Source organism: Pseudomonas sp. KCJK8993, assembly GCF_046230915.1.
Classification (GTDB): Bacteria; Pseudomonadota; Gammaproteobacteria; order Pseudomonadales; family Pseudomonadaceae; genus Aquipseudomonas; species Aquipseudomonas piscis.
Genome location: NZ_JBJJLO010000016.1, coordinates 33,465 through 53,632, shown reverse-complemented (window position 1 = coordinate 53,632; position 20,168 = coordinate 33,465). Strand labels below are relative to the sequence as shown.

Genomic DNA, 20,168 nt, shown 5'->3' with positions numbered 1-20,168 from the left:
CCTTTTCGTCTTGCTCGTCATTCTGGTAGCTCCCATGGAAATCAAGGTCAACTTTCTCGACAACCTCCGACTTGAAGCCAAGTTCGATGACTTCACGGTGGTGGCCGACCAGCCGATCCGCTACAAGGGCGACGGCTCGGCACCGGGTCCGTTCGACTATTTCCTGGCTTCCTCGGCGCTGTGCGCCGCCTACTTCGTGAAGCTGTACTGCCAGACCCGCGACATCCCCACCGACAACATCCGCCTGTCGCAGAACAACATCGTCGATCCAGAAAACCGCTACAACCAGATCTTCAAGATCCAGGTCGAGCTGCCCGCGGACATCTCCGAGAAGGATCGCCAGGGCATCCTGCGCTCCATCGATCGCTGCACGGTGAAGAAGGTGGTGCAGACCGGCCCCGAGTTCGTGATCGAGGAAGTGGAGAACCTGGACGCCGATGCCCAGGCCCTGCTGATGCCGAGCCTGGATGCCGGCACCAGCACCCGCATCCCCGGCAAGGACCTGCCGCTGGAGCAGACCATCGCCAACATGTCGGCGATCCTCGCGGGCCTGGGGATGAAGATCGAGATCGCTTCCTGGCGCAACATCGTGCCCAACGTCTGGTCGCTGCATATCCGCGACGCGCAGTCGCCGATGTGCTTCACCAACGGCAAGGGCTCGACCAAGGAAAGCGCCCTGGCCTCGGCCCTGGGCGAATTCATCGAGCGCCTGAACTGCAACTTCTTCTACAACGACCAGTTCTGGGGCCAGGAGATCGCCAACGCCGAGTTCGTCCACTACCCCGACGAGCGCTGGTTCCAGCCAGGGCGCAAGGATGCCCTGCCCAAGGAAATCCTCGACGAATACTGCCTCGGGATCTACAACCCCGACGGCGAGCTGCGCGGCTCGCACCTGTACGACACCAACTCCGGCAACATCGAGCGCGGCATCTGCTCGCTGCCCTTCGTGCGCCAGTCGGATGGCGAAGTGGTGTACTTCCCCTCCAACCTGATCGAGAACCTGTACCTCTCCAACGGCATGAGCGCCGGCAACACCCTGGCCGAGGCCCAGGTGCAGTGCCTGTCGGAAATCTTCGAACGGGCGGTCAAGCGCGAGATCCTCGAAGGCGAGCTCGCCCTGCCGGACGTGCCCCAGGAAGTGCTGGCCAAGTACCCGGGCATCCTGGCGGGCATCCAGGGCCTGGAGGAGCAAGGCTTCCCGGTGCTGGTCAAGGACGCTTCCCTGGGCGGTGAATTCCCGGTGATGTGCGTGACCCTGATGAACCCGCGCACCGGTGGCGTGTTCGCCTCCTTCGGCGCCCACCCGAGCTTCGAAGTGGCGCTGGAACGCAGCCTTACCGAACTGCTCCAGGGCCGCAGCTTCGAGGGCCTGAACGACCTGCCGCAGCCGACCTTCGAGAGCCAGGCGCTGATGGAGCCGAACAACTTCGTCGAGCACTTCATCGATTCCAGCGGCGTGGTCTCGTGGCGCTTCTTCAGCGCCAAGGCCGACTTCGAATTCGTCGAGTGGGACTTCTCCAGCCAGGGCGCCGACTCCAACGCCGAGGAAGCCGCGACCCTGTTCGGCATCCTCGAAGGCCTGGGCAAGGAAAGCTACATGGCGGTGTACCAGCACCTGGGCGCCACCGCCTGCCGGATCCTGGTGCCGGACTACTCGGAAATCTACCCGGTGGACGACCTGATCTGGGACAACACCAACAAGGCGCTGTTCTTCCGCGAAGACATCCTCAACCTGCACAGCCTGGACGAAGACGGCCTGCGCGGCCTGGTGGAACGCCTGGAGCAAAGCGAGCTGGACGACTACACCGACATCACCACCCTGATCGGCATCGAGTTCGACGACAACACCGCCTGGGGCCAGTTGACCATCCTCGAGCTGAAGCTGCTGATCCACGTGGCCCTGGGCCAGTTCGACCCGGCCAAGGAACTGGTGGAGATGTTCCTGCAGTACAACGACAACACCGTCGAGCGCGGCCTGTTCTACCAGGCCATGAACGCGGTGCTGGAAGTGCAACTGGACGACGAGCTGGAGCTGGCGGACTACGAAGCCAACTTGCGCCGCATGTTCGGCAACGAGCGCATGGACGCGGTGATCGGTTCGGTACGGGGCAGCGTGCGCTTCCATGGCCTGACGCCTACCAGCATGCAACTGGAGGGCCTGGACCGGCACCTGCGGTTGATCGACAGCTACAAGAAACTGCACGCGGCACGGGCCAGGATGGCTGGCCTGGCCAACTGAGGGCTTCGGCAGGAAAGCACCTTCGCAGGCTGTGGGAAAACTACTGCGTTTGGCAATACTGCGTTAAAAACAGGCTCAGAGCGCTCATTTACAGCCAGTAAACTCCGCTTCCTCGCCTGTTTTTGCCTTGTCTTGCCTTCACTCGCGACGTTTTCACACCGCCTGTTCGGGTGCTTTTTTTGTTTCAGGCACCGGACTGCGGGGCTGCCCCATGTTCGCCACGGCTCAGCAACAATCTGACCAGGCAGCCACTGCCATCCGATAACAACAACGGAAAATGCCGCCCCCCTGTTTCCCGTCTTCACGAGCGGTACCATGGGCTCCTGACATTCACGACCTGCCAAACCCAAGCCGACGGCTAGTGCCCCGAGAGACCGCCACCATGCAAGCAGACTTTCGCCCCAAGCAGATCTACGAGCAGGTTGCCGACCAGATCCGCGCCGGCATCCTGAGCGGCCAGTATGCCCGTGGCTCGCGCCTGCCCTCCGAACGCGACCTGGCGCAGCGGCTGAAAGTCAGCCGGCCCGCCGTACGCGAAGCGATCGGTGCCTTGCAGAACGAAGGCATGGTGATCACCCGCCATGGCTCAGGCACCTACGTCGCCGATTGCCCGCTGCAGGTGAACGAAGCGGCACCGGACTATGCCGGTCTGCCACCGGTGGATGCCGACTTCAGCCCCATCAGTACCCTCGAAGTACGCTTGCTGATCGAACCGGCGATAGCCCGCCTGGCCGCCCGCCGTGCCCAGCGCGACCCATTGGCCGAGCGCTACCTGGAACAGATGAGCGATGTGAAGGACATCGGCGATTCGCAGCAACAAGCGCGCTGGAGCGAAGCCGACCGGCTGTTCCACCGCCAGCTCGCGATGATGACCGGCGATATCCTGATTACGCGGATCGCCGAGGAAATCAACAAGACCATGGAGCAACCGTTGTGGAACCGCCTGCGGGACGACGGAATCTACGACCCCGAACGCATCCAGCTGTATGCGGCCGAACACCGCCTGATCTACGAAGCGATCATCAGCGGCGACGAAGACGCGGCCGCTTTCTACGTCGAAGGCCACCTCAAGCGGGTGCGCCGTGATATCAGCTCGCGGGAATGAACGAGGGCCGGCATGGACGTGCCATGCCGGCCCCTCGCGCGCTGCGTTCAGCGCATCGGCTGGACCTTGAAGGAGCGCTGCATCCGGTAGAGGGTCTGGGCTCCCAGCCACTTGTCGAAGATGGCCTGCATCGTCCCCTCGGCCTCCAGCTCGCGCAACGCCGAATTCACCGCGACGAGCATGCCCGGCTCGTCTCGACGTATGCCCAGGCCCCAGACTTCCCGGCCGATGGCCGGTTGCAGAATGCTGTACTGCCCGGCCTTGTCACCCAGGCGGTTGAGCAACTTGTGCAGGACCTCCTGCGAAGTACTGAAACCCGTGACCTTGCCCTGGAGCAAGGCGGTGAAGGCGCTGGACACATCCTCGAAGCCGACCGCCGTCGCGCCCGGCAAGGCCTGCCTGATATAGGCCTCGCTGATGCTGCCCTTGACGTAGCTGATGCGCTTGCCATCCAGCTCGCCGAGGGCGGTGATGCCCCGACCGGCCCTGACCGCCAGCACGTTCTCGCTCACATAGTAGGCATCGGAAAATGCCACCTGCTCGGCGCGTAGCGGCGTATGGGCCAGCCCCGCGCCGAGCACATCCATGTGGCCCTGTTGCAACTCGGCGATACGCGCTTCGATGGATACCGGCTTGATCTCGACCTTCGCTCCCAGCTTGCCGGCCACCGCCTGGCAAACGTCCACGTCATAACCGACCACCGAGCGCGTCTTCACGTCCGTGTAGCCGAATGGCTCGAAGATATCCAGTACGCCGCAGACCAGCACTGCACGAGCCTTGATCTCGTCCAGTTGCGCGGCCTGGACGCCAGCCGCCCCCAGCAACAGGCAAGTGGCAATGGCAGAACCCCACGATGAAAAACTGCGTTTCATATCTGTGTCCCCAGGAAAAATAGGCATGGCAATGTTGTGCGCGCAGCAGCTAACGCCGCGCTAGCGGACCAGGAAGCCGTGCCGCTGCGGGTCACGCTCATCGATGATCCAGTTGCAGAACCCACAGATGTAGGCCGTGCCCGAGACCTCCGGGATAACCGCCTGGAATTCCCCCACCCGGGTTTCTTCGATGACCCTGGCGCTGAACACCGAACCTATGACCGACTCGTTGACCAGCACCTGGTCCCGGTCGATCTGCCCCCGCAGGTAAAGCTGGGCGATCCGGCCGCTGGTGCCGGAACCTGTGGGTGAGCGGTCCACCTCGCGGTCGGCGAAGATGCAGCAGTTGGCCTGGGTCGACCCGGGCAGGCGCGGCTCACCGTCGATGATGGTGCCGTAGATGTGGTTGATCTCGGGAATCTCGGGATGCACCACCGGGAACGCGGCATTGGCCGCGCGCTTCACCTCGGCCCCGAACGTCTTCAACGCCTCCACCGCCGACTCGCGGATCGGCAGGCCATGGGGTGCACCGCTGGTATAGAAATAGAAGGCCCCACCATAGGCGATATCGCCGGTGACCGGACCGTAGCTCGGGGTCTGGACCGTCACGTCGCGACGGTAGATGAACGACGGCACGTTGATGAAGTGCACGCTACCGGCATGCTGGCCATCCCACTCGACGAAGGCTTCGATGAAACCGCAGGGAGCATCGATGCCGACCCGGGTCCGTGGCGACGTCCGCTCGACCCAGCCCAGCTCCACGGCGGCGGTCGCCAGGGCGATGGTGCCGTGGCCGCAGTGGTCGCTGTAGCCTTCGTTGTGCAGGAAGATGATGCCGAAGTCCGCCGTGGGCGAGACCGGCTCGGTGAGGTAGCCGCCATACATGTCGGCATGGCCGCGCGGCTCGAACATCAGGGCCTGGCGGATATCGTCGGCATGACCCCGTAGCCAGGCACGACGCTCGATGATGGTCTTGCCGGGCAACCGGGGCAGGCCGCAGGTCACGATCCGAAACGGCTCGCCGCCGGTATGGACTTCCACGGTGTTGATGCTGCGGGTGATACGCATGGTCGACTCCCCCTTGGACAATGGATTCAGGCGCGCTCGGCCATGAGGTTGGCGAGGGCTACACGGGCAGCCGCCAGGTCCCAGGCGGCGGTACCGACACTCTTGACCACCACCGGACGCCCAGGCTCGACGGCGCCATCCAGCGCACTGGCCAGGGACCTCACCTGGGACCAGTCCACCGCCGCACGCAGCAGGTCCCCGGCCTCGTGGCGAGCACCGGCCGGGTCGTCGGCATAGATCAGGCTGCCGTCGAGCAGGGTCTTGCCCAGCTCGGCCATTTCCGGCTTGAAGGCGCCAACCCCGACGACCAGGCACCCCGCCCGGGCCGGTTGGTCGTAAACCGGCTCGAGGCTGGTGGTCAGGGTAATGACCGCATCGACCTCCGGCATGTCCTCATCCATCGCCTGCAACTGGCCATGCCACTGGCGATTGGCCTCGCAGAACTGCGTGGCGGACGCGAGGTCCAGGCCCCGTACCCAGATCCTGGCCTGGGGATACAGCGCGTTGATGGCCTGGACATGAAACCGCGACTGGGCACCGGTGCCGAAGATCAGGATCCGCTGCACAGGCTGGGGCAGGAAGGTGCGCAGGGCCAGCAGGGTGACGGCGGCGGTGCGGCGCCCGGTCACTTCCGGGCCGTCCAGCAGGCACAGCAGCCTGCCGGTGGCCGCGTCGCACACCGTGACATTGCCATGCAAGGTGGGCAGGTGGCGCCGGGCATTGGCCTGCTGCACGTTCACCAGCTTGTGGATCGCGATGTCCGGCGCGCTGGCCGGCATGCTGAGCAGCACCCCGCCCTCGCCCAGGGGCACCACCATGCGCTCCGGGCTCAAGATCGAACCGGCCGCCAGTTCCCGCACCGCCCGCCCGAGGGCCTCGACCAACTGCTCGAAGCCCAGCAAGGCGGCGGTCCTGGCCGGGTCGCAGACGATGATTCCCGGAGGGTTCGCCAGCATGGCGGCAATGGATGGATCGTTCATTCTGTTGCTCCTCTGTGGATGACTCAGCGGCGACCTATGTCGCAAAGGAACTGCTGCGCCCGGGGATGCCTGGGCCTGTTGAAGAACTCGCCGGGAGGCGCCACCTCCAGCAGGCGGCCCTGGTCCATGAACCACACCACGTCGCTCACCTCCCGGGCGAAGTGCATCTCATGGGTCACGCAAACCATGGTCATGCCCTCGGCCGCCAGGGCCTTCATCACCGCCAGCACCTCGCCGACCATTTCCGGGTCCAGGGCGCTGGTGGGCTCATCGAACAGCATCACCGGCGGCTGCATGGCCAATGCCCGGGCGATGGCCACGCGCTGTTGCTGGCCACCCGACAGCTGGTTCGGATAGGCCCCGGCCTTGTGCCCCAGGCCGACCTTGTCCAGCAGGCCCAGGGCCAGTTCGCGGGTCGGCGCCGCTGCCGCCTTGCGTACCCACAGCGGCCCGCAGGTGACGTTCTCCAGGACGGACAGGTGGGGAAACAGGTTGAACTGCTGGAACACGAAGCCGATGTGGCTGCGCATGGCATTCACATCCACCTGCCGGCCCTGGACGTCCTGGCCATTGACATGGATGGTCCCCGAGCCGATGGCCTCCAGGCGGTTCATGGTGCGGATCAAGGTGGACTTGCCCGAACCGGACGGCCCGCACAGCACCACCACCTGGCCCTTCTTCACCTGGGCGCTGATGTCCGTGAGCACCTGGTGCTCGCCGTACCACTTGTTCACCTTGTCCAGGGCGATGATGACGCTGGAAGCTGCCAGGGCAGCGTTGTGGTTGTGCATGATCAATACCCCTGGGCCGGAGCCGGGCGTGGATGGTGGGAAGTGGCGGGCATCCGCCCGTTGTTGCGGGCAAGGCGCGCCTCCAGCAGGCGGGCGGCCTGGGTCAGGGCGAAACAGATGGCGAAATAGGCCAGCGACAGCACCAGGAACACGCTGAAGGGCTCGGTGATCACCGTGCTGTTGACCTGGTTGGCGGCGTAGGTCAGCTCGTTGACGCCAATCACGTAGCCCAGCGAGGTGTCCTTGATGGTGGTGACGAACTGGCCAACCATGCTCGGCAGCATGTTCCCCAGGGCCTGGGGCAGGATCACCCTGCGGGTCCGGGTCCAGTAGCCCATGCCCAGTGCCGCGGCGGCCTCGCCCTGTCCCTTGGGTAGCGACTCGATGCCCGCCCTGACGATTTCCGCCAGGTACACCGCCTGGAACACCACCAGCGTCACCGCCATGGTGGTGAAGCCGGCAACCGGTCGCCCGAGGATGATCGGCACCACGAAATAGGCCCCGAAGATCAGCATCACCAGCGGAATGCTGCGCAACAGGTAGCCGACGCCCATGGCCGGATAGCGCAGTACCTTCGCGGGGCTGAGCTGGGCCAGGGCCAGCAGCACGCTCAACGGGAACGCCAGGCCGATGCCGATGATCGACAGCAGCAGCGTGGCGACGATGCCGCCCAGCGGGCCATTGGGGTAGGACCCCAGCAGGAACAGCAACCCGTACTCCTGGATGATCTCCAGCATGTTCAGCGCCCCCTGATCCGCAGGTGCCGGCCCAGCCAGCCACCGGCCAGCAACAGGCTCAGCGCCACCGCCACGTACAGGACGGTGCTGAGCCCATAGGTGGCGAAGATGCGGAAGGTGCCGCTGGCCACCTCCTTGGTGACGTAGGTCAGCTCCATCACCCCGATGACCATCGCCAGGCTGGTGGTCTTCATCAGCATCACGGTGTTGCTCAGCAAAGGCGCGATCGCCACTCGCAGCGCCTGGGGCAGGATCACCCGACGCAGGGCGCCGGCCCGGCCCAGGCCCAGGGCCCGCGCTGCTTCCTGCTGCCCCGCAGCGATGCTGCGCAGGCCGCTGCGGATGTCCTCGGCGAAGTAGGCGCCGTAGTACAGCCCGATGGCGATCAGCGCGAATACCAGCTCGCCGTGATGCTCGTTCAACCACTCCTGGAGAGTCTCGGGCAGCAGGCTGCTCACGCCGAAGTACCACAGGAACAGATGCACCAGGGGCGGGACGTTGCGCTGGTACTCGATGAACGCCATAACCCAGAGGCCGACGAAGCGCCCCCCGGCCAGGCGCAGCAACGTCACCAGCAGGCCGACGGCGAAGGCCAGCAGCCAGCTGCCCAGCGCCAGCATCAGGGTCACCAGCAGTCCCCTGGCCAGGACCTGCCCATATTCGTTCAGGAAGTCCATGCCAGGCTCCCGTTGCGTACGCCACCCGAGCCTGCTTTGGTGGGCTCGGCATCCGGCCAGGCATGCGAGCATGGCAGCCCCGCCCAACCCAGGCCGTGCCCTCGCGGATCGTCCCGTGGCGGCAGGTAGCGCCGCCGGAACACCGCCAGGGCCTTGAGGTATCGTTTTTTGTTGTTCTTGTTCATCGCTGCTCTCCTGCTTGCCCTGGCAACCCGATTGGTGGTTCCAGCGAATACCTGGCGCTGGACCGGCAGATTCCCGGGTGGGTCTAGGTCATGCCTGGATGGTCAAACTGGTTCAACAAAAACCATTAACTGGTCAAGTTCCGATCCATACTGCTGCATTCTCAAGCAAAGCCCCAGGAAAAAAGATCAGAAACTTCCCAAACCCCGTTAAGATCCGGTCAGTCAAAGGCCGTAAAAGCGACGTATGTCCCTGGCTGCAAGGTGAAACCCGGAGAAGCAACTGGTCATCAACAATGACCAAATGATCGCCTGGCGTGGTACCGTCCCCATCCGTAGCCAGTGGGCCTGATCGCCTGCATTTGAAATACGCGGCGGCGCCCGACAGAATCGCCCCCCGATCCGGCCCGAGATGTGGCGGGCCCACGCAAGAAAGAGGTTGCAGTTGAACCAACAGACATTGTCCATGCGCCTGGAGCGCGTCGCGGCCCAGGTACCGGCTGGGGCGCGCCTGGCCGATATCGGCTCGGACCACGGCTACCTGCCGCTGGCGTTGCTGAGCCGTGGCGCCATCGAGAGGGCAGTGGCTGGCGAGGTGGCGCTGACGCCCTTCCACTCGGCCCAACGCAGCGCCCTCGCCAGCGGTTTCGGCCAACGCATCAGCGTGCGCCTGGCCAACGGCCTGGCGGCAATCGAGCCGGGAGACGGGATCACCGCCATCAGCTTCTGCGGCATGGGCGGCGAGACCATCCGCGACATCCTCGAGGCCGGCAAGGCACGCCTCGATGGTCGCGAGCGCCTGGTCATGCAGCCCAACGGCGGCGAGCAGCCGCTGCGTCAATGGCTGATGGACAACGGCTACACCATCCTTTTCGAAGAGGTGCTGCGCGAGAACCGCTTCGACTACGAGATCATCGTCGCCGAGCGCGGCGCCAGCCCAAGCTACAGCGCCGAGCAGCTGTACTTCGGCCCGCTGCAGATGCAGGAGCGCAGCCCGGCATTCCTGGCCAAGTGGCAGCGCAAGTTGCGCCAGAAGCACAAGATCCTGGCCCACTTCGCCCGGGCGCAGCAGGCGGTGCCCGAGGAGAAACTGCAGGACACCCAGCGCAAGGCCCGCTGGATCAGCGAGCTGCTGGCCTGAGTCCGCAGCGCCGCTTTCACGGGTAAAACCCGCTGTGTATCATCGGCCCAGGTCGATGCTACCTGCCGCTCGCATCCGCAAGGAATGGTGAAAGCATCGCTGTCCCCCTACCCTGTCGTCACTCTTGACAGTCGAGGCCCGGCAACGCGAGCACCCCTGCACCTCGGCGAACAGGAGCAACGATGATCACTCTCGAACACGCCAAGCAAATGGCCAAGCGCCTGCGCACCGCGCTCGCTTCCCACGACCCGTCGATCAGCCACGCCACTGCGCTGGAAAGCGTGGCCCGGCAACTGGGCTACAAGGACTGGAACACCGCCGCCGCAGCCCTGCCCCAGGAACAACCCCAGGGGATCAGCTTCGACAAGGCCATCCCGATCCTGCGGATGTTCGACGAAGCCAAGGCTCGCGAGTTCTACCTCGATTTCCTCGGGTTCACCGTGGAGTTCGAACACCGCTTCGAAGCCGACCTGCCGCTGTACCTGGGCATCAGCCGCAATGGCCTGCAACTGCATCTGTCCGAGCACCATGGCGATGCCAGCCCCGGGGCGACGATTTTCGTGCCGATGCACAACATCGAACAACTGCGCGATGAACTGCAAGCCAAGCGCTACGGCTACGGCCGCCCCGATATCGTCGAAGAAGACTGGGGCAAGACCCTGGAAGTCTACGACCCCTTCGGCAATCGCATCCGCTTCTGCCAGGGCTGATCCTGCGCCAGCCATCCAGAGCGCAAACGATCCGCTCCACGGGCAGGCCCAGTGCCTGCCCGTGGACGCTCATGGGCTAGCGTTTCAGAAATCCACCGAGGCGGACAGCTCGAAGGTGCGTGGCGCACCCAGGCCCAGGCTGGTGGTCAGCGGCATTCCCCAGTAGGCCTTGTTGGTGAGGTTGCTGACGTTGCCCCGCAGGGTCACCGGGCGGTTGGCGACCTGGGTGGCGTAGCGGGCGCCCACGTCGAACAGGGTGTAGCCGGGAATCGACTGCTGGTTGTCGGCGCTGATGTACTGCTTGGACAGCGCCGTGGCGTTGGCGGTCAGCGTCAGGCCCTGCAGCACCGGGGTATCCCATTCCACGCCGAGCTTGCCTTGCAGTTCGGGGTAGCCAGTGGCGTTCTTGCCGTCGTTGCGGCCACCCTCGGTCTTGGTCAGCTTGGGGTCGACATGGGCGACGCCGCCCATCAACCGCACGTCGTCCAGCGGCGCCCCGAAGAAGCCCCACTCCACCCCGCGGTTACGCTGTTCGCCCCCCATGGAGTAGAGGTTGGTGGCCGGATCGGTGTAGCTGCCGGGACGGGTGATCTCGTACAACGCCAGGGTATGGCTGAAGGAGCCCAGGTCGAGCTTCAGGCCGACTTCCTTCTGCTTGGTCTTGTAGGGCGCGAAGATCGCGCCGGCGTTGGCGGCGGTCAGCGGCGCCGTGCCGCCTTTGCTCAGGCCCTCGATGTAGTTGGCATACAGCGACAGGTCGTCGGTGGCCTTGAACAGCACCGCGGCCGCCGGGGTGGTGGCGCTTTCGTCATAGCGTGAGGTGCGCTTGCCGGTGCTGACGCTGAAGGTATCGCTGAGCACCTCCTGGCGGCGCACGCCCAGGGTCAGTTGCAGGCGATCGTCCAGCACCGCCAAGGTATCGGCCACGCCGTAGCTGCGCAGGCGGGTCTCGCTGTGCATGATCAGCGGCCAACGGGTGGACGCCTTGGGACCCCAGGTCGGGTGGTAAATATTGGTGGTCCAGTCGGCACCGGGCACCCAGCGACGCCCCCAATCCTTCTTCTTGTCCGAGTACTGGGTGGCGTTCAACGACCACTGGTGCTTGATCTCGCCCGTCTGGAACTGGCCCTTGAGGCCAGTTTCCGCCGAAACCTTGCGCACCTGGAACTTCAACTGGCCCATGCTGCTGCGCAGGTCGCCGGCATCGTTGATCACCGTGGCGATCATGGCGCCGTTGTAGGCGTAGTCGCTCTTGCTGCCACCCACCGCGGCATAGGCGGTCAGTTGTTCGCTGAGGTCGAACTCGCCACGCAGGATCGCGCCCTTGTCCTTGCTTTCCACCGTCGCCCAGTCGGGGTTGAGCAGCGAACCGGCCTTGGGCGGCCTGGGCACCGCAACCCCGGCAGCCAGGCCCATCCCACGGTTCTGGCCGGTGATGCGCTGGTCGGCGTCGTACAGGTCAAGGGACAACCGCGCGCGTTCGCCCCGCCAGTCCAGGGCCAATGACGCCAGGTCGGCTTTCTGCTTCTGGTGGTCGGTGGCCGCATCGCCTTCGCGGTGGACGCCGTTGAAACGCACGCCGAACTGCTGGTCCTGGCCAAAGCGCCGGCCCATGTCCAGATGCCCCCCAAGCTGCGAATCGGACATGTAGCTGCCGGTCAGGCGTGTCAGCGGTTCGTTGCCGGCACGCTTGGGCACCAGGTTGACCGTGCCGCCCACCGAGCCGCCTGGCGGCATGCCGTTGAGCAACGCCGAAGGGCCCTTGAGCACTTCGATGCGCTCGTACATTTCGGGGGACACGCGATAGAACGGCGCCATGCCGAACAGCCCGTCGACGGTCACGTCGCTGATGTCCGAGGCGAAGCCGCGAATCGAGTAGTTCTCGCTAAAGGTGCCGGTCAAGCCGTTGCTGAACACCGCCGGATCGGTGGCGGCGATCACATCGGTGATGCTCTTGGCCTGGCGGTCCTCGATGTATTTCTCGGTGTAGCTGATGGTGCTGAACGGGGTCTCCATGAAGTCCTTGTTGCCCAGCAAGCCGAGCTTGCCGCCAGAGGCCACCTGCTCCCCCGCGTAGGCCGGTGGCAGACTGGAGACGGCTTCGCCCTGGATCGTGGTGGCGGGCAACGCCAGTACCCGGTCCTGGGTCGCTTCGGCCGGCTCGCGAACCTCTGCGCCCGCCGGCGCCGCGAGCGTGGCCAGGACCCCCAGGGCCAGCCCTGCCAGCCCGCGGTGGACGCCGACGGCCAGGGGTTGGGCGACCAAGGCCTGGGAAAGGTGTGCATTGCGATGGAAAGAATGACGGTGAGTCACGCTACAGCTCCGTTGAAGTGAGAAGGCAGTGTTTTTTTGGAGGGCCGGCTTAATTCAAATAAAAGAGCTAAGGCTGTTGATAATCACTTGCTATCGCATAAGTGCCCGCGAACAGCCCTTGGCTCGAATCAGGGCTGATAACCCTTGATGACGTCGTCGATCATCAGCCTCACCGAGGTCGGGCTGGCGGCGGTGACGTACCAGGCCTGGGCATCGGCGAAGACCACGCGGCCGTTCTTCCAGGCATTGGTCTGGCGCAGCAGCGGGTTGTCCAGGCTCTGGGCATCCAGGGCCGGGCGCCCCTCCATCACGGCGGTGCGGTCCACCACATAGAGGATGTCGGGATTGGCCTGCTGGATGAATTCGCTGGAAATCGGCTGGCCATGCAGGCCGCTCTCGCCCTCGGGGCTGGCCGCTTTCACGCCCAGCGCATCGAAGATGAAGCCATAGCGCGAATGCACGCCGAAGGAGCTGAAGGCGCCGTTGTTGTGCAACACGATCAGGGCACGCTCAGGGCGGCCTGCCGTGACCTGCCGGGCCTGCTGCACCTTGGCCTCCAGTTGCGCGACCTGCTCCCGGGCCTGTTGCTGCTTGCCGAAGATCTCGCCGAGACTCGCCAGGTGCTCCTTGATGACCTCGATATGCCGGCCCTGGCTGTCGCGGTAGTCCACGTCGAAATGCACCGTCGGCGCGATCGCGCTCAGCTCCTGGTAGTGGCTGGCCTGCAGCGAAGTGATCAGGATCAGGTCCGGCTTGACGGCGTAGATCCGCTCCAGGTTGGGCTGGACGATCGCCCCCAGGTCCTCGACCTGGGCCGCCTGCTTGTACCGGGCCAGGAAGTGCGGGATGAAATCCTTGGGCATGCCGGCCACGGGAATGCCCAGCTGGTCGAGGAAATCCACTTCGTTCATGTCCAGGGCCACCGTGCGCTGGGGCAATCGCTCCACCAGCGTGGTGCCCAGCTGGTGCCGGACCGTGACCGGGGCGTAGGCCGGGGCCTGGTTGGCAGCAGCCTGGCCCGTCGCGGGCGAGGTAGCGGTTTTATCCTGGCAGCCCTGCCCGGCCAGGATCGCGGCCACCAACAGGGCAAACGTCCCATACCTGCTTGCGTGATGTCGGGTCATTTCAGTTCTCTTGCGGGGTTGAAGTAGTTGCACAGGTAGCCGCGGGCGTCATGGCTGATGCTGAAATCCAGCCCGTAGAGCGCTCGCAGCCGCTCTTCGGTCAGCACCTGGGCGACGCTGCCGGCGGCGTGCACGGCGCCCTTTTTCATCGCCACGATGTGGTCCGAATAGTTGGCGGCGAAGTTGATGTCGTGCACCACCAGCACCACCGTGCGCCCCTGTTCGTCGCACAGCCGGCGCAGGGCGCGCATGATCTGCACCGCATGCTTGATGTCGAGGTTGTTCAGCGGCTCGTCCAGCAGCAGGTAGTCGGTCTGCTGGGCGATGGTCATGGCCAGGAACGCCATCTGCCGCTGGCCACCGCTGAGCTCATCGAGGAAAGCCGCGCGCAGCTCCTGCAGCGAGAGAAACGCAATGGCCTCGTCGATGGCCTGCTGGTCGGCGCGGGTCAGGGCGCCGCGGCTGTAGGGAAAGCGTCCGAAGGCCACCAGCTCCTCGACCGTCAGGCGCAGGTTGAAGTCCGGCGCCTGGCGCAGGGTGGCCACCGTGCGGGCGTAGTCGCCGATGGCCATGCCACGGGTATCGCGGCCCGCCACCAGGATGCTGCCGCGAGTCGGTTCCAGCAGCCGCGCGATCATCATCAACAGGGTCGACTTGCCCGCGCCGTTGGGACCGATCAGCGAGGTCAGGCGACGGGCCGGGAACTGCACGTTGACCTCGTGCAGCACAGTCTTGGCGCCGTAGCTCTTGTGAAGGTCGTGGACGGTGATCATGCAGCTCCTCGGGTACGCAGCATCAGGGCCAGGAAGTAAGCGCCACACAACAGGTTGACCAGCAGGCCCACGGTGGTCTTGTAGTTGAACAGGTGCTCGACCAGCAGCTGGGCGAGCAGGAACAGGCCCACGGCGATGGCGCAGCCCAGGGGCAGCGTGACCCGGTGGCGGAAGGTCCCGGCCAGGGCATAGGCGATGTTCGCCACGAATACCCCCATGAAGGCCACGGGCCCCAGGAGGCTGGTGGACACCGCCACCAGACAGGCGATCAATGCCAGTTGCAGACGCACGCAGCGTTGGTAGTCGACCCCCAGGGAGATCGCCTGGTCGCGCCCCAGCGCCAGCACATCGAGGGTCGCCAGGGTCTTGCGCCCGACCAGGCACAGCCCCGCCACCAGCCCCCCGGCATACAGCAACTGCTGGGACTGCACGCGGTTGAACGAGGCCTGGCTGAACCCCAGCAGCATGGAGAACTCCCCAGGGCTGGCCTGGTACTGGACGAACTGGGTGAAGGTGCCGATGACCATGGTCAGCACCAGCCCCACCAGCAGCAGCAAGAACAGGTCGCGCCGGCCATCGCCGAACAGCCAGCGGTGCAGCGCCCAGGAGTAGGCCAGCATCAGCAGCACCGACAGCCCGAAGTTGCCATGGGCGCCCAGCACCAGCAGGCCGGACATGCCCAGCACCGCCACCAATACCGCCTGCAACAGCAGGTACACCGCCTCGTAGCCCATGATCGCCGGGGTCAGGATGCGGTTGCCGGTCAAGGTCTGGAAGGCGATCGACGACCAGGCGACGCACACCCCGCCCATCACCATCGCCCCCAGCCGGACCAGGCGCCTGGGGATCACCTGGGCAAAATCCAGCCCCGAGCCCAGCAACAGGAACAGCAGCGCCAGGGCGCACACCGCAAGCCATACCCCATAGTGCGAAGGCTTCATCGGCGCCCCCGTACCAGCAGGCTCAGGAACAGCACGCCGCCGAGGCATCCGGCCGTCAGGCCGATAGGCACTTCGTAGGGGTAGATGACCAGGCGCCCCACCAGGTCGCAGACCAGCAGCAGCGATGCGCCGCCCAAGGCCACCAGCGGCAGGGTCCGGCCCAGTTGGTCACCGTGGCGCAGGGCGACCAGCTGCGGGATCACCAGGCCGACGAAGGGAATCGAGCCCACGGTGATCACCGTGGCCGATACGGTCACGGCCACCAGCAGCAACCCCAGGGCCACCGTCGCCGGATAATTCAGGCCCAGGCTCGCGGCCATGCCCTCGCCCATGCCGAGCACGGTGAAACGCTGGGCATACAGATAGGCCAGGACCACGATCGGCAGGATCAGGTAGATGATTTCGTAGTGGCCCTGGACCACCCGGGAGAAGTCCCCGAGCAACCAGCCCTGCATGCTTTGCAGCACGTTATGGCGATAGGCGTAGGACTCGGCGAGTGCGCTCAGCACGCCGCCGTACATCAGGCCGATCACCGGCACCAATGCTGCGCTGCGCAACGGCACGCGGCGGATGATCAGGACGAAGGCCAGGCTCGCGGCGAAGCACACCCCCAGGGCGAACAGCATGCGTCCCAGGGTGCCGGCGCCCGGCAGCAGCACCAGCGACAGCAGGATGCCCAGCTTGGCCGCATCCAGGCCGCCGGTGGTGGCCGGCTCGACGAACTTGTTGCGCACGATGTGCTGCAGGATCACCCCGCACACCGCCAGCCCCACGCCGCTGAGCACCAGCGCCATCAACCGTGGCAGGCGGCTGGCGGTGAGGGTCAGCCAGGCATCGCCGGCCCCGGACAACAGCTGCTCCAGGGAGAACTGCCGGGCGCCCACCAGCAACGAGGCACCACAGAGGATGACGAAGGCCCCCAGCCAGCTGGCTCGCATCAGCGGGACGCTCCGATCCGCCAGCCCTGGGCGGCGCCACGCTGGTCGAGCAAACGCGCGTAGTACCCCGGCCTGGCACGCAGCTCATCCGGCGCTCCCTGCTCCACCACCCGCCCCTGGTCCAGCACTACGATCTGGTCGGCCATGGCCACCGTCGACAGCTGGTGGGCAATGACCACCAGTGTGCACTGCCCGCGCAACCTGGCCAGGGCCTGGGCGATGACCGCCTGGTTTTCGCCATCCAGGGCCGCGGTGGCTTCGTCCACCAGGAGGATCGGCGCCTGCTTGAGCAGCGCCCGGGCAATGGCGATGCGCTGGCGCTCGCCTCCCGACAAGCGCGCCCCGCCCTCGCCTACCTGGGTGTCGATACCCTGGGCCAGGCGTTCGATGATCTCCACCACGCCGGCCTGGCGCGCGGCCTCCATGACCTGGGCGATGCTGGCCTCGGGGTCGCCCAGGCGGATGTTGTCGGCAATGCTGCCCTGGAACAGGTAGGAATCCTGGAAGATCTGGCTGATGTGCCCGGCCAACTGCGCCTCGGACATCTGCCGCACATCCACGCCACCGACCCGCACGCTGCCCTGGTCGACCTCGAAGAACCGGGCGATCAGCCTGGCCAGGGTGGTCTTGCCCGAACCCGACGCGCCGATCAACGCAGTCATGCTGCCCGGCGCCAGGCGCAGGCTGACGTCCCGCAGGACCTCGGGCTGCCCAGGGCCATAGGCGAAGCTCACGCCTTGCAGTTCGATCGAGGCATCGCCCGGCGCCTGGGGCGACTGGGCCTGGGCCAGAGGCGGCACGGCGAGGATCCGGCTGGCCTCTTCGAGCTGGCCCAGGGCCCCGCGCAGGGTCTCGCCATAGCTGGCCAGTTCCAGCAGCGGATCGACGAAGCGGCTGACCACTACCAGGGTCACCGCCAGGGCGATGGCCGGGCCGGTTTCCAGGCCCAAGCCCAACAGACGTTCGAGCCACAGGCCGGCACTCACCAACAAGGCGGCGAAGATGCCCTGGACCACCCAGGTATTGAGCACCGAGGATAATGACGACAAGTAGATCAAGCGCCCGGCGGACTGGCGCTGCTGGTCGATGGCCTGGCGCAGCAAGCGCGTGCCGCCCTGCTCGCCGTTGAACGCACGCAGCACCGACTGGGCCTGGGCGAACTCCACCATGCGCTGGCTGGTCTTGGCGAAATGCGCATGGAAAGCGCTATCGGCGCGGCGCCCCAGGCGGGTCGAGAACGACACCGCAAGCGCCAGCAGCGGCAAGGCCACAAGGGCCAGCAATCCGGTCGGCCAGTGCAGCACGCCCAGGGCGACGACCATCGCCAAGGGAGTCATCGCGGCACTGATCAGGGGCGTGAACACATGGGCCGGCAACTGCGCGATGGCCATCATGCCCTGGGTGATGACGTGGCCCAGCCGGGCGTTGTGCTCGGGGGTGAACCAGCCCACCGGCAGCCGGGCGATATGCTCGCCCATGCGCAAGCGCACGCCTTGCAGGACGGCGACGCCTACCGCGACCCCGGCGCGCTCCACCCGGCGTCGCCAGAGCCAGCACAGCAGCACGCCGGCCAGCAACAGCGCCAGCCAACCGATGGCCGCTTGCGTGTCGCCGGCCAGCAAGTGGCCGAGCAACGGCACCAGGACGGTAATGGTCAGGCCGCTGAGCAGGCCATAGCCCACCGCCATCCAGGCATAGCGACGCAATACCGGGACATCCTCGCCCAGCAGTTGAATGAAGGTCTTCAGCATGGTTGTGCTACCTGTTCCTTGCGGGTATCGCCATAACCACCGAGCCTCCAGAGCCGTGCATACAGCCCTGCGTGCTCGAGCAACTGGGAGTGCCGGCCCTGTTCGCGGATACGGCCGTTGTCGAGCACCACGATGCGCTCGGCGTGCATCACGGTATCCAGTCGATGGGCGATCACCAGCAGGGTGCGGCCCTGGGAGAAACGCGCCAGTGCTTCCTGGATCGCCACCTGGCTTTCGGCATCCGCCGCGGCCGTGGCTTCGTCGAGCACCAGCACCGGTGGGTCGAGCAGCACGGCCCGGGCGATGCTCAGGCGTTGCTGCTCGCCCCCGGAAAAGTGCGCGTCCTCGCCCACCACCGAGTCGTAGCCCCGGGGCAAGCGCAGGATCTGCTCGTGGATATTGGCCAGGCGCGCGGCGGCTTCGATCTCCTGGCGGCTGGCCGAGGGTTTGCCCAGGGCGATGTTCTCGCCAACGCTGGCGTGGATCAGGCGCACGTCCTGCAACACGAAGCCGATATGGCGATAGAGGCTGGCGCTGTCGAATTGGCGCAGGTCGACGCCCCCCAGGGTGATGCGCCCGGCGCTGGGGTCGAAGAACCGCAGCAGCAGCCGCGCCAGGGTCGACTTGCCGGCGCCGGAAGGCCCGACGATGGCGGTGGTGGTGCCGGGTTCGAGCACCAGGTCGATGTCCGCCAGCACCGGATGCTCGGGGTCGTAGCCATAGCTCACCCGCTCCAGGCGCAGCTCACTGCCCTGGGGCTGTTGCCCGGTACCCGGGGCCGGCTGTTCCAGCACCGGGGTCTGCAGCAAGGCCTGCACCCGCTGGGCCGCGCCGGTGGCACTGCCCAGGTCGTGGAGGATGTAGTGCAGCAACAATACCGGCGCGCACAGCCCCGGGGTCACCAGGGCGAAGGGCAGCACGTCCAGCGGCGTGGCCCAGCCCTGGCTCACGAACAAGGTGCCGAAGGCCAGTACCATCCCCAGTACCGAGACCGGAGCGACCATCGCATTGGCGTTGGCCATGGCCGCCACCAGCGGCCGGGTGAAGGCGATGAAGGTTTGGGCGAAGGCGTCGATCGCCTCGCGGTAGCGCCCATGGGCCTGGCCACTGCTGCCGAAGGCCTTGATCACCGGGATGCCGTTGACGAACTCGACCACCGCATTGTCGATGCGCCCAAGGCCAGTGACGATCTCCTGCATGTTGGCGCCGCTGGACTTCATGGCCCGTCCCAGGAACAGGAAGAACCCGGGGAACGGCAGCAGCGAGAGCAACGCCAGGCGCCAGTCCATGGCAAACAGGTAGAGCACCCCGATCAGCAGCGCGCCACCAGCACGGCCCAGGGTGGTGAAGAAGTGCGCCGTCAGGTTGTGCAGCGTGCCGATGTCGTCCTGCATCGCCCGCTTGACCTCCCCCGAGGCGCGCTCGGTGAACCAGCCCAGCGGTACCAGGGCCAGGCGCTGGACGATCGCCAGGCGCAATTGATGGGTGATGCGGTTATCGGCCAGGTGCGCCTGCAACTCGCCGGCGCAAAGCAGCGCCATGCCGCAGAACAGGCTCGCCACGCCCACCAGCAGCAGCCAGCCAATATCGCCGGCCACAGGGGTGGCGTCGCCCAGGGCCAGCCTGGCGATACGCTCGATAACCGCCAAGGGAACCAGGGTCAGCATCGATCCGCTGGCGGCCAGGACGGCCGCCGTGATCAGCCGACCGCGCACGGGAGTCAAGACCTGGCTGATCGGCCCCTGGGCCTGGGAGTTGGCCGAGGTCGCGTCGTGGGTGCTCATAGATGAAGTTTTCCAGACATTCGAAGACCGGCCTGCTCCGCG

18 protein-coding genes are annotated in these 20,168 nt (G+C 65.8%); 4 read left to right on the top strand and 14 right to left on the bottom strand.

The window, feature by feature from the left end:
• Positions 1-34: 34 nt before the first annotated feature.
• Positions 35-2,239, top strand: coding sequence for an OsmC domain/YcaO domain-containing protein (locus ACK6AU_RS08045; protein ID WP_409298677.1), 2,205 nt, complete (start codon positions 35-37; stop codon positions 2,237-2,239).
• Between the two features lie 382 nt (positions 2,240-2,621).
• Entirely contained in the window at positions 2,622-3,344 is a 723-nt protein-coding gene (locus tag ACK6AU_RS08040; protein ID WP_409298675.1) for a FadR/GntR family transcriptional regulator, read from the top strand.
• A 47-nt stretch (positions 3,345-3,391) separates the two neighbouring features.
• Here ACK6AU_RS08040 and ACK6AU_RS08035 read toward each other — a convergent pair whose 3' ends face one another.
• The 7 genes from ACK6AU_RS08035 to ACK6AU_RS08005 are packed head-to-tail and all read right to left on the bottom strand — an operon-like array spanning position 3,392 to position 8,654.
• A complete protein-coding gene (locus ACK6AU_RS08035; RefSeq protein ID WP_409298673.1) occupies positions 3,392-4,216 on the bottom strand; it encodes a transporter substrate-binding domain-containing protein in 825 nt (274 codons plus the stop codon).
• A 60-nt stretch (positions 4,217-4,276) separates the two neighbouring features.
• Positions 4,277-5,284, bottom strand: coding sequence for a trans-3-hydroxy-L-proline dehydratase (gene lhpH, locus ACK6AU_RS08030; protein WP_409298671.1), 1,008 nt, complete (start codon positions 5,282-5,284; stop codon positions 4,277-4,279).
• A 26-nt stretch (positions 5,285-5,310) separates the two neighbouring features.
• Entirely contained in the window at positions 5,311-6,264 is a 954-nt protein-coding gene (lhpI, locus tag ACK6AU_RS08025) for a bifunctional Delta(1)-pyrroline-2-carboxylate/Delta(1)-piperideine-2-carboxylate reductase (protein WP_185700149.1), read from the bottom strand.
• A 23-nt stretch (positions 6,265-6,287) separates the two neighbouring features.
• Positions 6,288-7,016, bottom strand: coding sequence for an amino acid ABC transporter ATP-binding protein (locus tag ACK6AU_RS08020; RefSeq protein WP_312026266.1), 729 nt, complete (start codon positions 7,014-7,016; stop codon positions 6,288-6,290).
• Positions 7,017-7,057: 41 nt separating this feature from the next.
• Positions 7,058-7,792 (bottom strand): amino acid ABC transporter permease, encoded by a 735-nt coding sequence (locus ACK6AU_RS08015; protein ID WP_185700147.1) that lies wholly within the window; start codon positions 7,790-7,792, stop codon positions 7,058-7,060.
• Between the two features lie 2 nt (positions 7,793-7,794).
• Entirely contained in the window at positions 7,795-8,469 is a 675-nt protein-coding gene (locus ACK6AU_RS08010; RefSeq protein ID WP_409298668.1) for an amino acid ABC transporter permease, read from the bottom strand.
• Complete coding sequence (locus tag ACK6AU_RS08005) at positions 8,457-8,654, bottom strand: hypothetical protein (RefSeq protein WP_185700145.1); 198 nt, start codon at positions 8,652-8,654, stop codon at positions 8,457-8,459. The genes ACK6AU_RS08010 and ACK6AU_RS08005 overlap by 13 nt, the downstream gene beginning before the upstream one ends.
• Positions 8,655-9,096: 442 nt before the next feature.
• Between ACK6AU_RS08005 and ACK6AU_RS08000 the strand changes: the two genes are divergently transcribed.
• Both ACK6AU_RS08000 and ACK6AU_RS07995 read left to right on the top strand, forming a co-directional pair.
• On the top strand, positions 9,097-9,792 hold the full coding sequence (locus tag ACK6AU_RS08000) for a tRNA (adenine(22)-N(1))-methyltransferase (protein WP_409298666.1): 696 nt from the start codon (positions 9,097-9,099) through the stop codon (positions 9,790-9,792).
• A gap of 182 nt (positions 9,793-9,974) precedes the next feature.
• Entirely contained in the window at positions 9,975-10,502 is a 528-nt protein-coding gene (locus ACK6AU_RS07995) for a glyoxalase superfamily protein (RefSeq protein WP_409298663.1), read from the top strand.
• 84 nt (positions 10,503-10,586) lie between these two features.
• Here the strand turns inward: ACK6AU_RS07995 and ACK6AU_RS07990 are convergent, their stop codons facing one another.
• The 7 genes from ACK6AU_RS07990 to ACK6AU_RS07960 all read right to left on the bottom strand — a co-directional run bounded on the left by ACK6AU_RS07990 (position 10,587) and on the right by ACK6AU_RS07960 (position 20,126).
• Positions 10,587-12,815, bottom strand: coding sequence for a TonB-dependent receptor (locus ACK6AU_RS07990; RefSeq protein ID WP_409298661.1), 2,229 nt, complete (start codon positions 12,813-12,815; stop codon positions 10,587-10,589).
• 128 nt (positions 12,816-12,943) lie between these two features.
• Positions 12,944-13,939, bottom strand: coding sequence for a siderophore ABC transporter substrate-binding protein (locus ACK6AU_RS07985; RefSeq protein WP_185700143.1), 996 nt, complete (start codon positions 13,937-13,939; stop codon positions 12,944-12,946).
• Positions 13,936-14,712, bottom strand: a complete 777-nt coding sequence (locus tag ACK6AU_RS07980; protein ID WP_409298659.1) for an ABC transporter ATP-binding protein — start codon at positions 14,710-14,712, stop codon at positions 13,936-13,938. Before ACK6AU_RS07980 ends, ACK6AU_RS07985 begins: the two co-directional genes overlap by 4 nt.
• Positions 14,709-15,653: an iron chelate uptake ABC transporter family permease subunit gene (locus tag ACK6AU_RS07975; protein ID WP_185700141.1), complete on the bottom strand. Its 945-nt coding sequence runs from the start codon at positions 15,651-15,653 to the stop codon at positions 14,709-14,711. Before ACK6AU_RS07975 ends, ACK6AU_RS07980 begins: the two co-directional genes overlap by 4 nt.
• Positions 15,650-16,591, bottom strand: coding sequence for an ABC transporter permease (locus tag ACK6AU_RS07970; RefSeq protein ID WP_185700140.1), 942 nt, complete (start codon positions 16,589-16,591; stop codon positions 15,650-15,652). Before ACK6AU_RS07970 ends, ACK6AU_RS07975 begins: the two co-directional genes overlap by 4 nt.
• The gene (locus ACK6AU_RS07965; RefSeq protein ID WP_409298656.1) at positions 16,591-18,342 is read right to left on the bottom strand and encodes an ABC transporter ATP-binding protein; all 1,752 of its coding nucleotides are present in this window, start codon (positions 18,340-18,342) and stop codon (positions 16,591-16,593) included. The genes ACK6AU_RS07970 and ACK6AU_RS07965 overlap by 1 nt, the downstream gene beginning before the upstream one ends.
• Complete coding sequence (locus tag ACK6AU_RS07960; protein WP_409298654.1) at positions 18,336-20,126, bottom strand: ABC transporter ATP-binding protein; 1,791 nt, start codon at positions 20,124-20,126, stop codon at positions 18,336-18,338. Before ACK6AU_RS07960 ends, ACK6AU_RS07965 begins: the two co-directional genes overlap by 7 nt.
• Positions 20,127-20,168: the final 42 nt, after the last annotated feature.

What these genes read in the sequence shown, in the direction of transcription:
- ACK6AU_RS08045 (WP_409298677.1), top strand. Translation starts at nt 35, where the DNA reads ATGGAAATCAAGGTCAACTTTCTCGACAACCTCCGACTTGAAGCCAAG.
- ACK6AU_RS08040 (WP_409298675.1), top strand. Translation starts at nt 2,622, where the DNA reads ATGCAAGCAGACTTTCGCCCCAAGCAGATCTACGAGCAGGTTGCCGAC.
- ACK6AU_RS08035 (WP_409298673.1), bottom strand. Translation starts at nt 4,216, where the DNA reads ATGAAACGCAGTTTTTCATCGTGGGGTTCTGCCATTGCCACTTGCCTG.
- lhpH (WP_409298671.1), bottom strand. Translation starts at nt 5,284, where the DNA reads ATGCGTATCACCCGCAGCATCAACACCGTGGAAGTCCATACCGGCGGC.
- lhpI (WP_185700149.1), bottom strand. Translation starts at nt 6,264, where the DNA reads ATGAACGATCCATCCATTGCCGCCATGCTGGCGAACCCTCCGGGAATC.
- ACK6AU_RS08015 (WP_185700147.1), bottom strand. Translation starts at nt 7,792, where the DNA reads ATGCTGGAGATCATCCAGGAGTACGGGTTGCTGTTCCTGCTGGGGTCC.
- ACK6AU_RS08010 (WP_409298668.1), bottom strand. Translation starts at nt 8,469, where the DNA reads ATGGACTTCCTGAACGAATATGGGCAGGTCCTGGCCAGGGGACTGCTG.
- ACK6AU_RS08005 (WP_185700145.1), bottom strand. Translation starts at nt 8,654, where the DNA reads ATGAACAAGAACAACAAAAAACGATACCTCAAGGCCCTGGCGGTGTTC.
- ACK6AU_RS07995 (WP_409298663.1), top strand. Translation starts at nt 9,975, where the DNA reads ATGATCACTCTCGAACACGCCAAGCAAATGGCCAAGCGCCTGCGCACC.
- ACK6AU_RS07985 (WP_185700143.1), bottom strand. Translation starts at nt 13,939, where the DNA reads ATGACCCGACATCACGCAAGCAGGTATGGGACGTTTGCCCTGTTGGTG.
- ACK6AU_RS07980 (WP_409298659.1), bottom strand. Translation starts at nt 14,712, where the DNA reads ATGATCACCGTCCACGACCTTCACAAGAGCTACGGCGCCAAGACTGTG.
- ACK6AU_RS07975 (WP_185700141.1), bottom strand. Translation starts at nt 15,653, where the DNA reads ATGAAGCCTTCGCACTATGGGGTATGGCTTGCGGTGTGCGCCCTGGCG.
- ACK6AU_RS07970 (WP_185700140.1), bottom strand. Translation starts at nt 16,591, where the DNA reads ATGCGAGCCAGCTGGCTGGGGGCCTTCGTCATCCTCTGTGGTGCCTCG.
- ACK6AU_RS07965 (WP_409298656.1), bottom strand. Translation starts at nt 18,342, where the DNA reads ATGCTGAAGACCTTCATTCAACTGCTGGGCGAGGATGTCCCGGTATTG.
- ACK6AU_RS07960 (WP_409298654.1), bottom strand. Translation starts at nt 20,126, where the DNA reads ATGAGCACCCACGACGCGACCTCGGCCAACTCCCAGGCCCAGGGGCCG.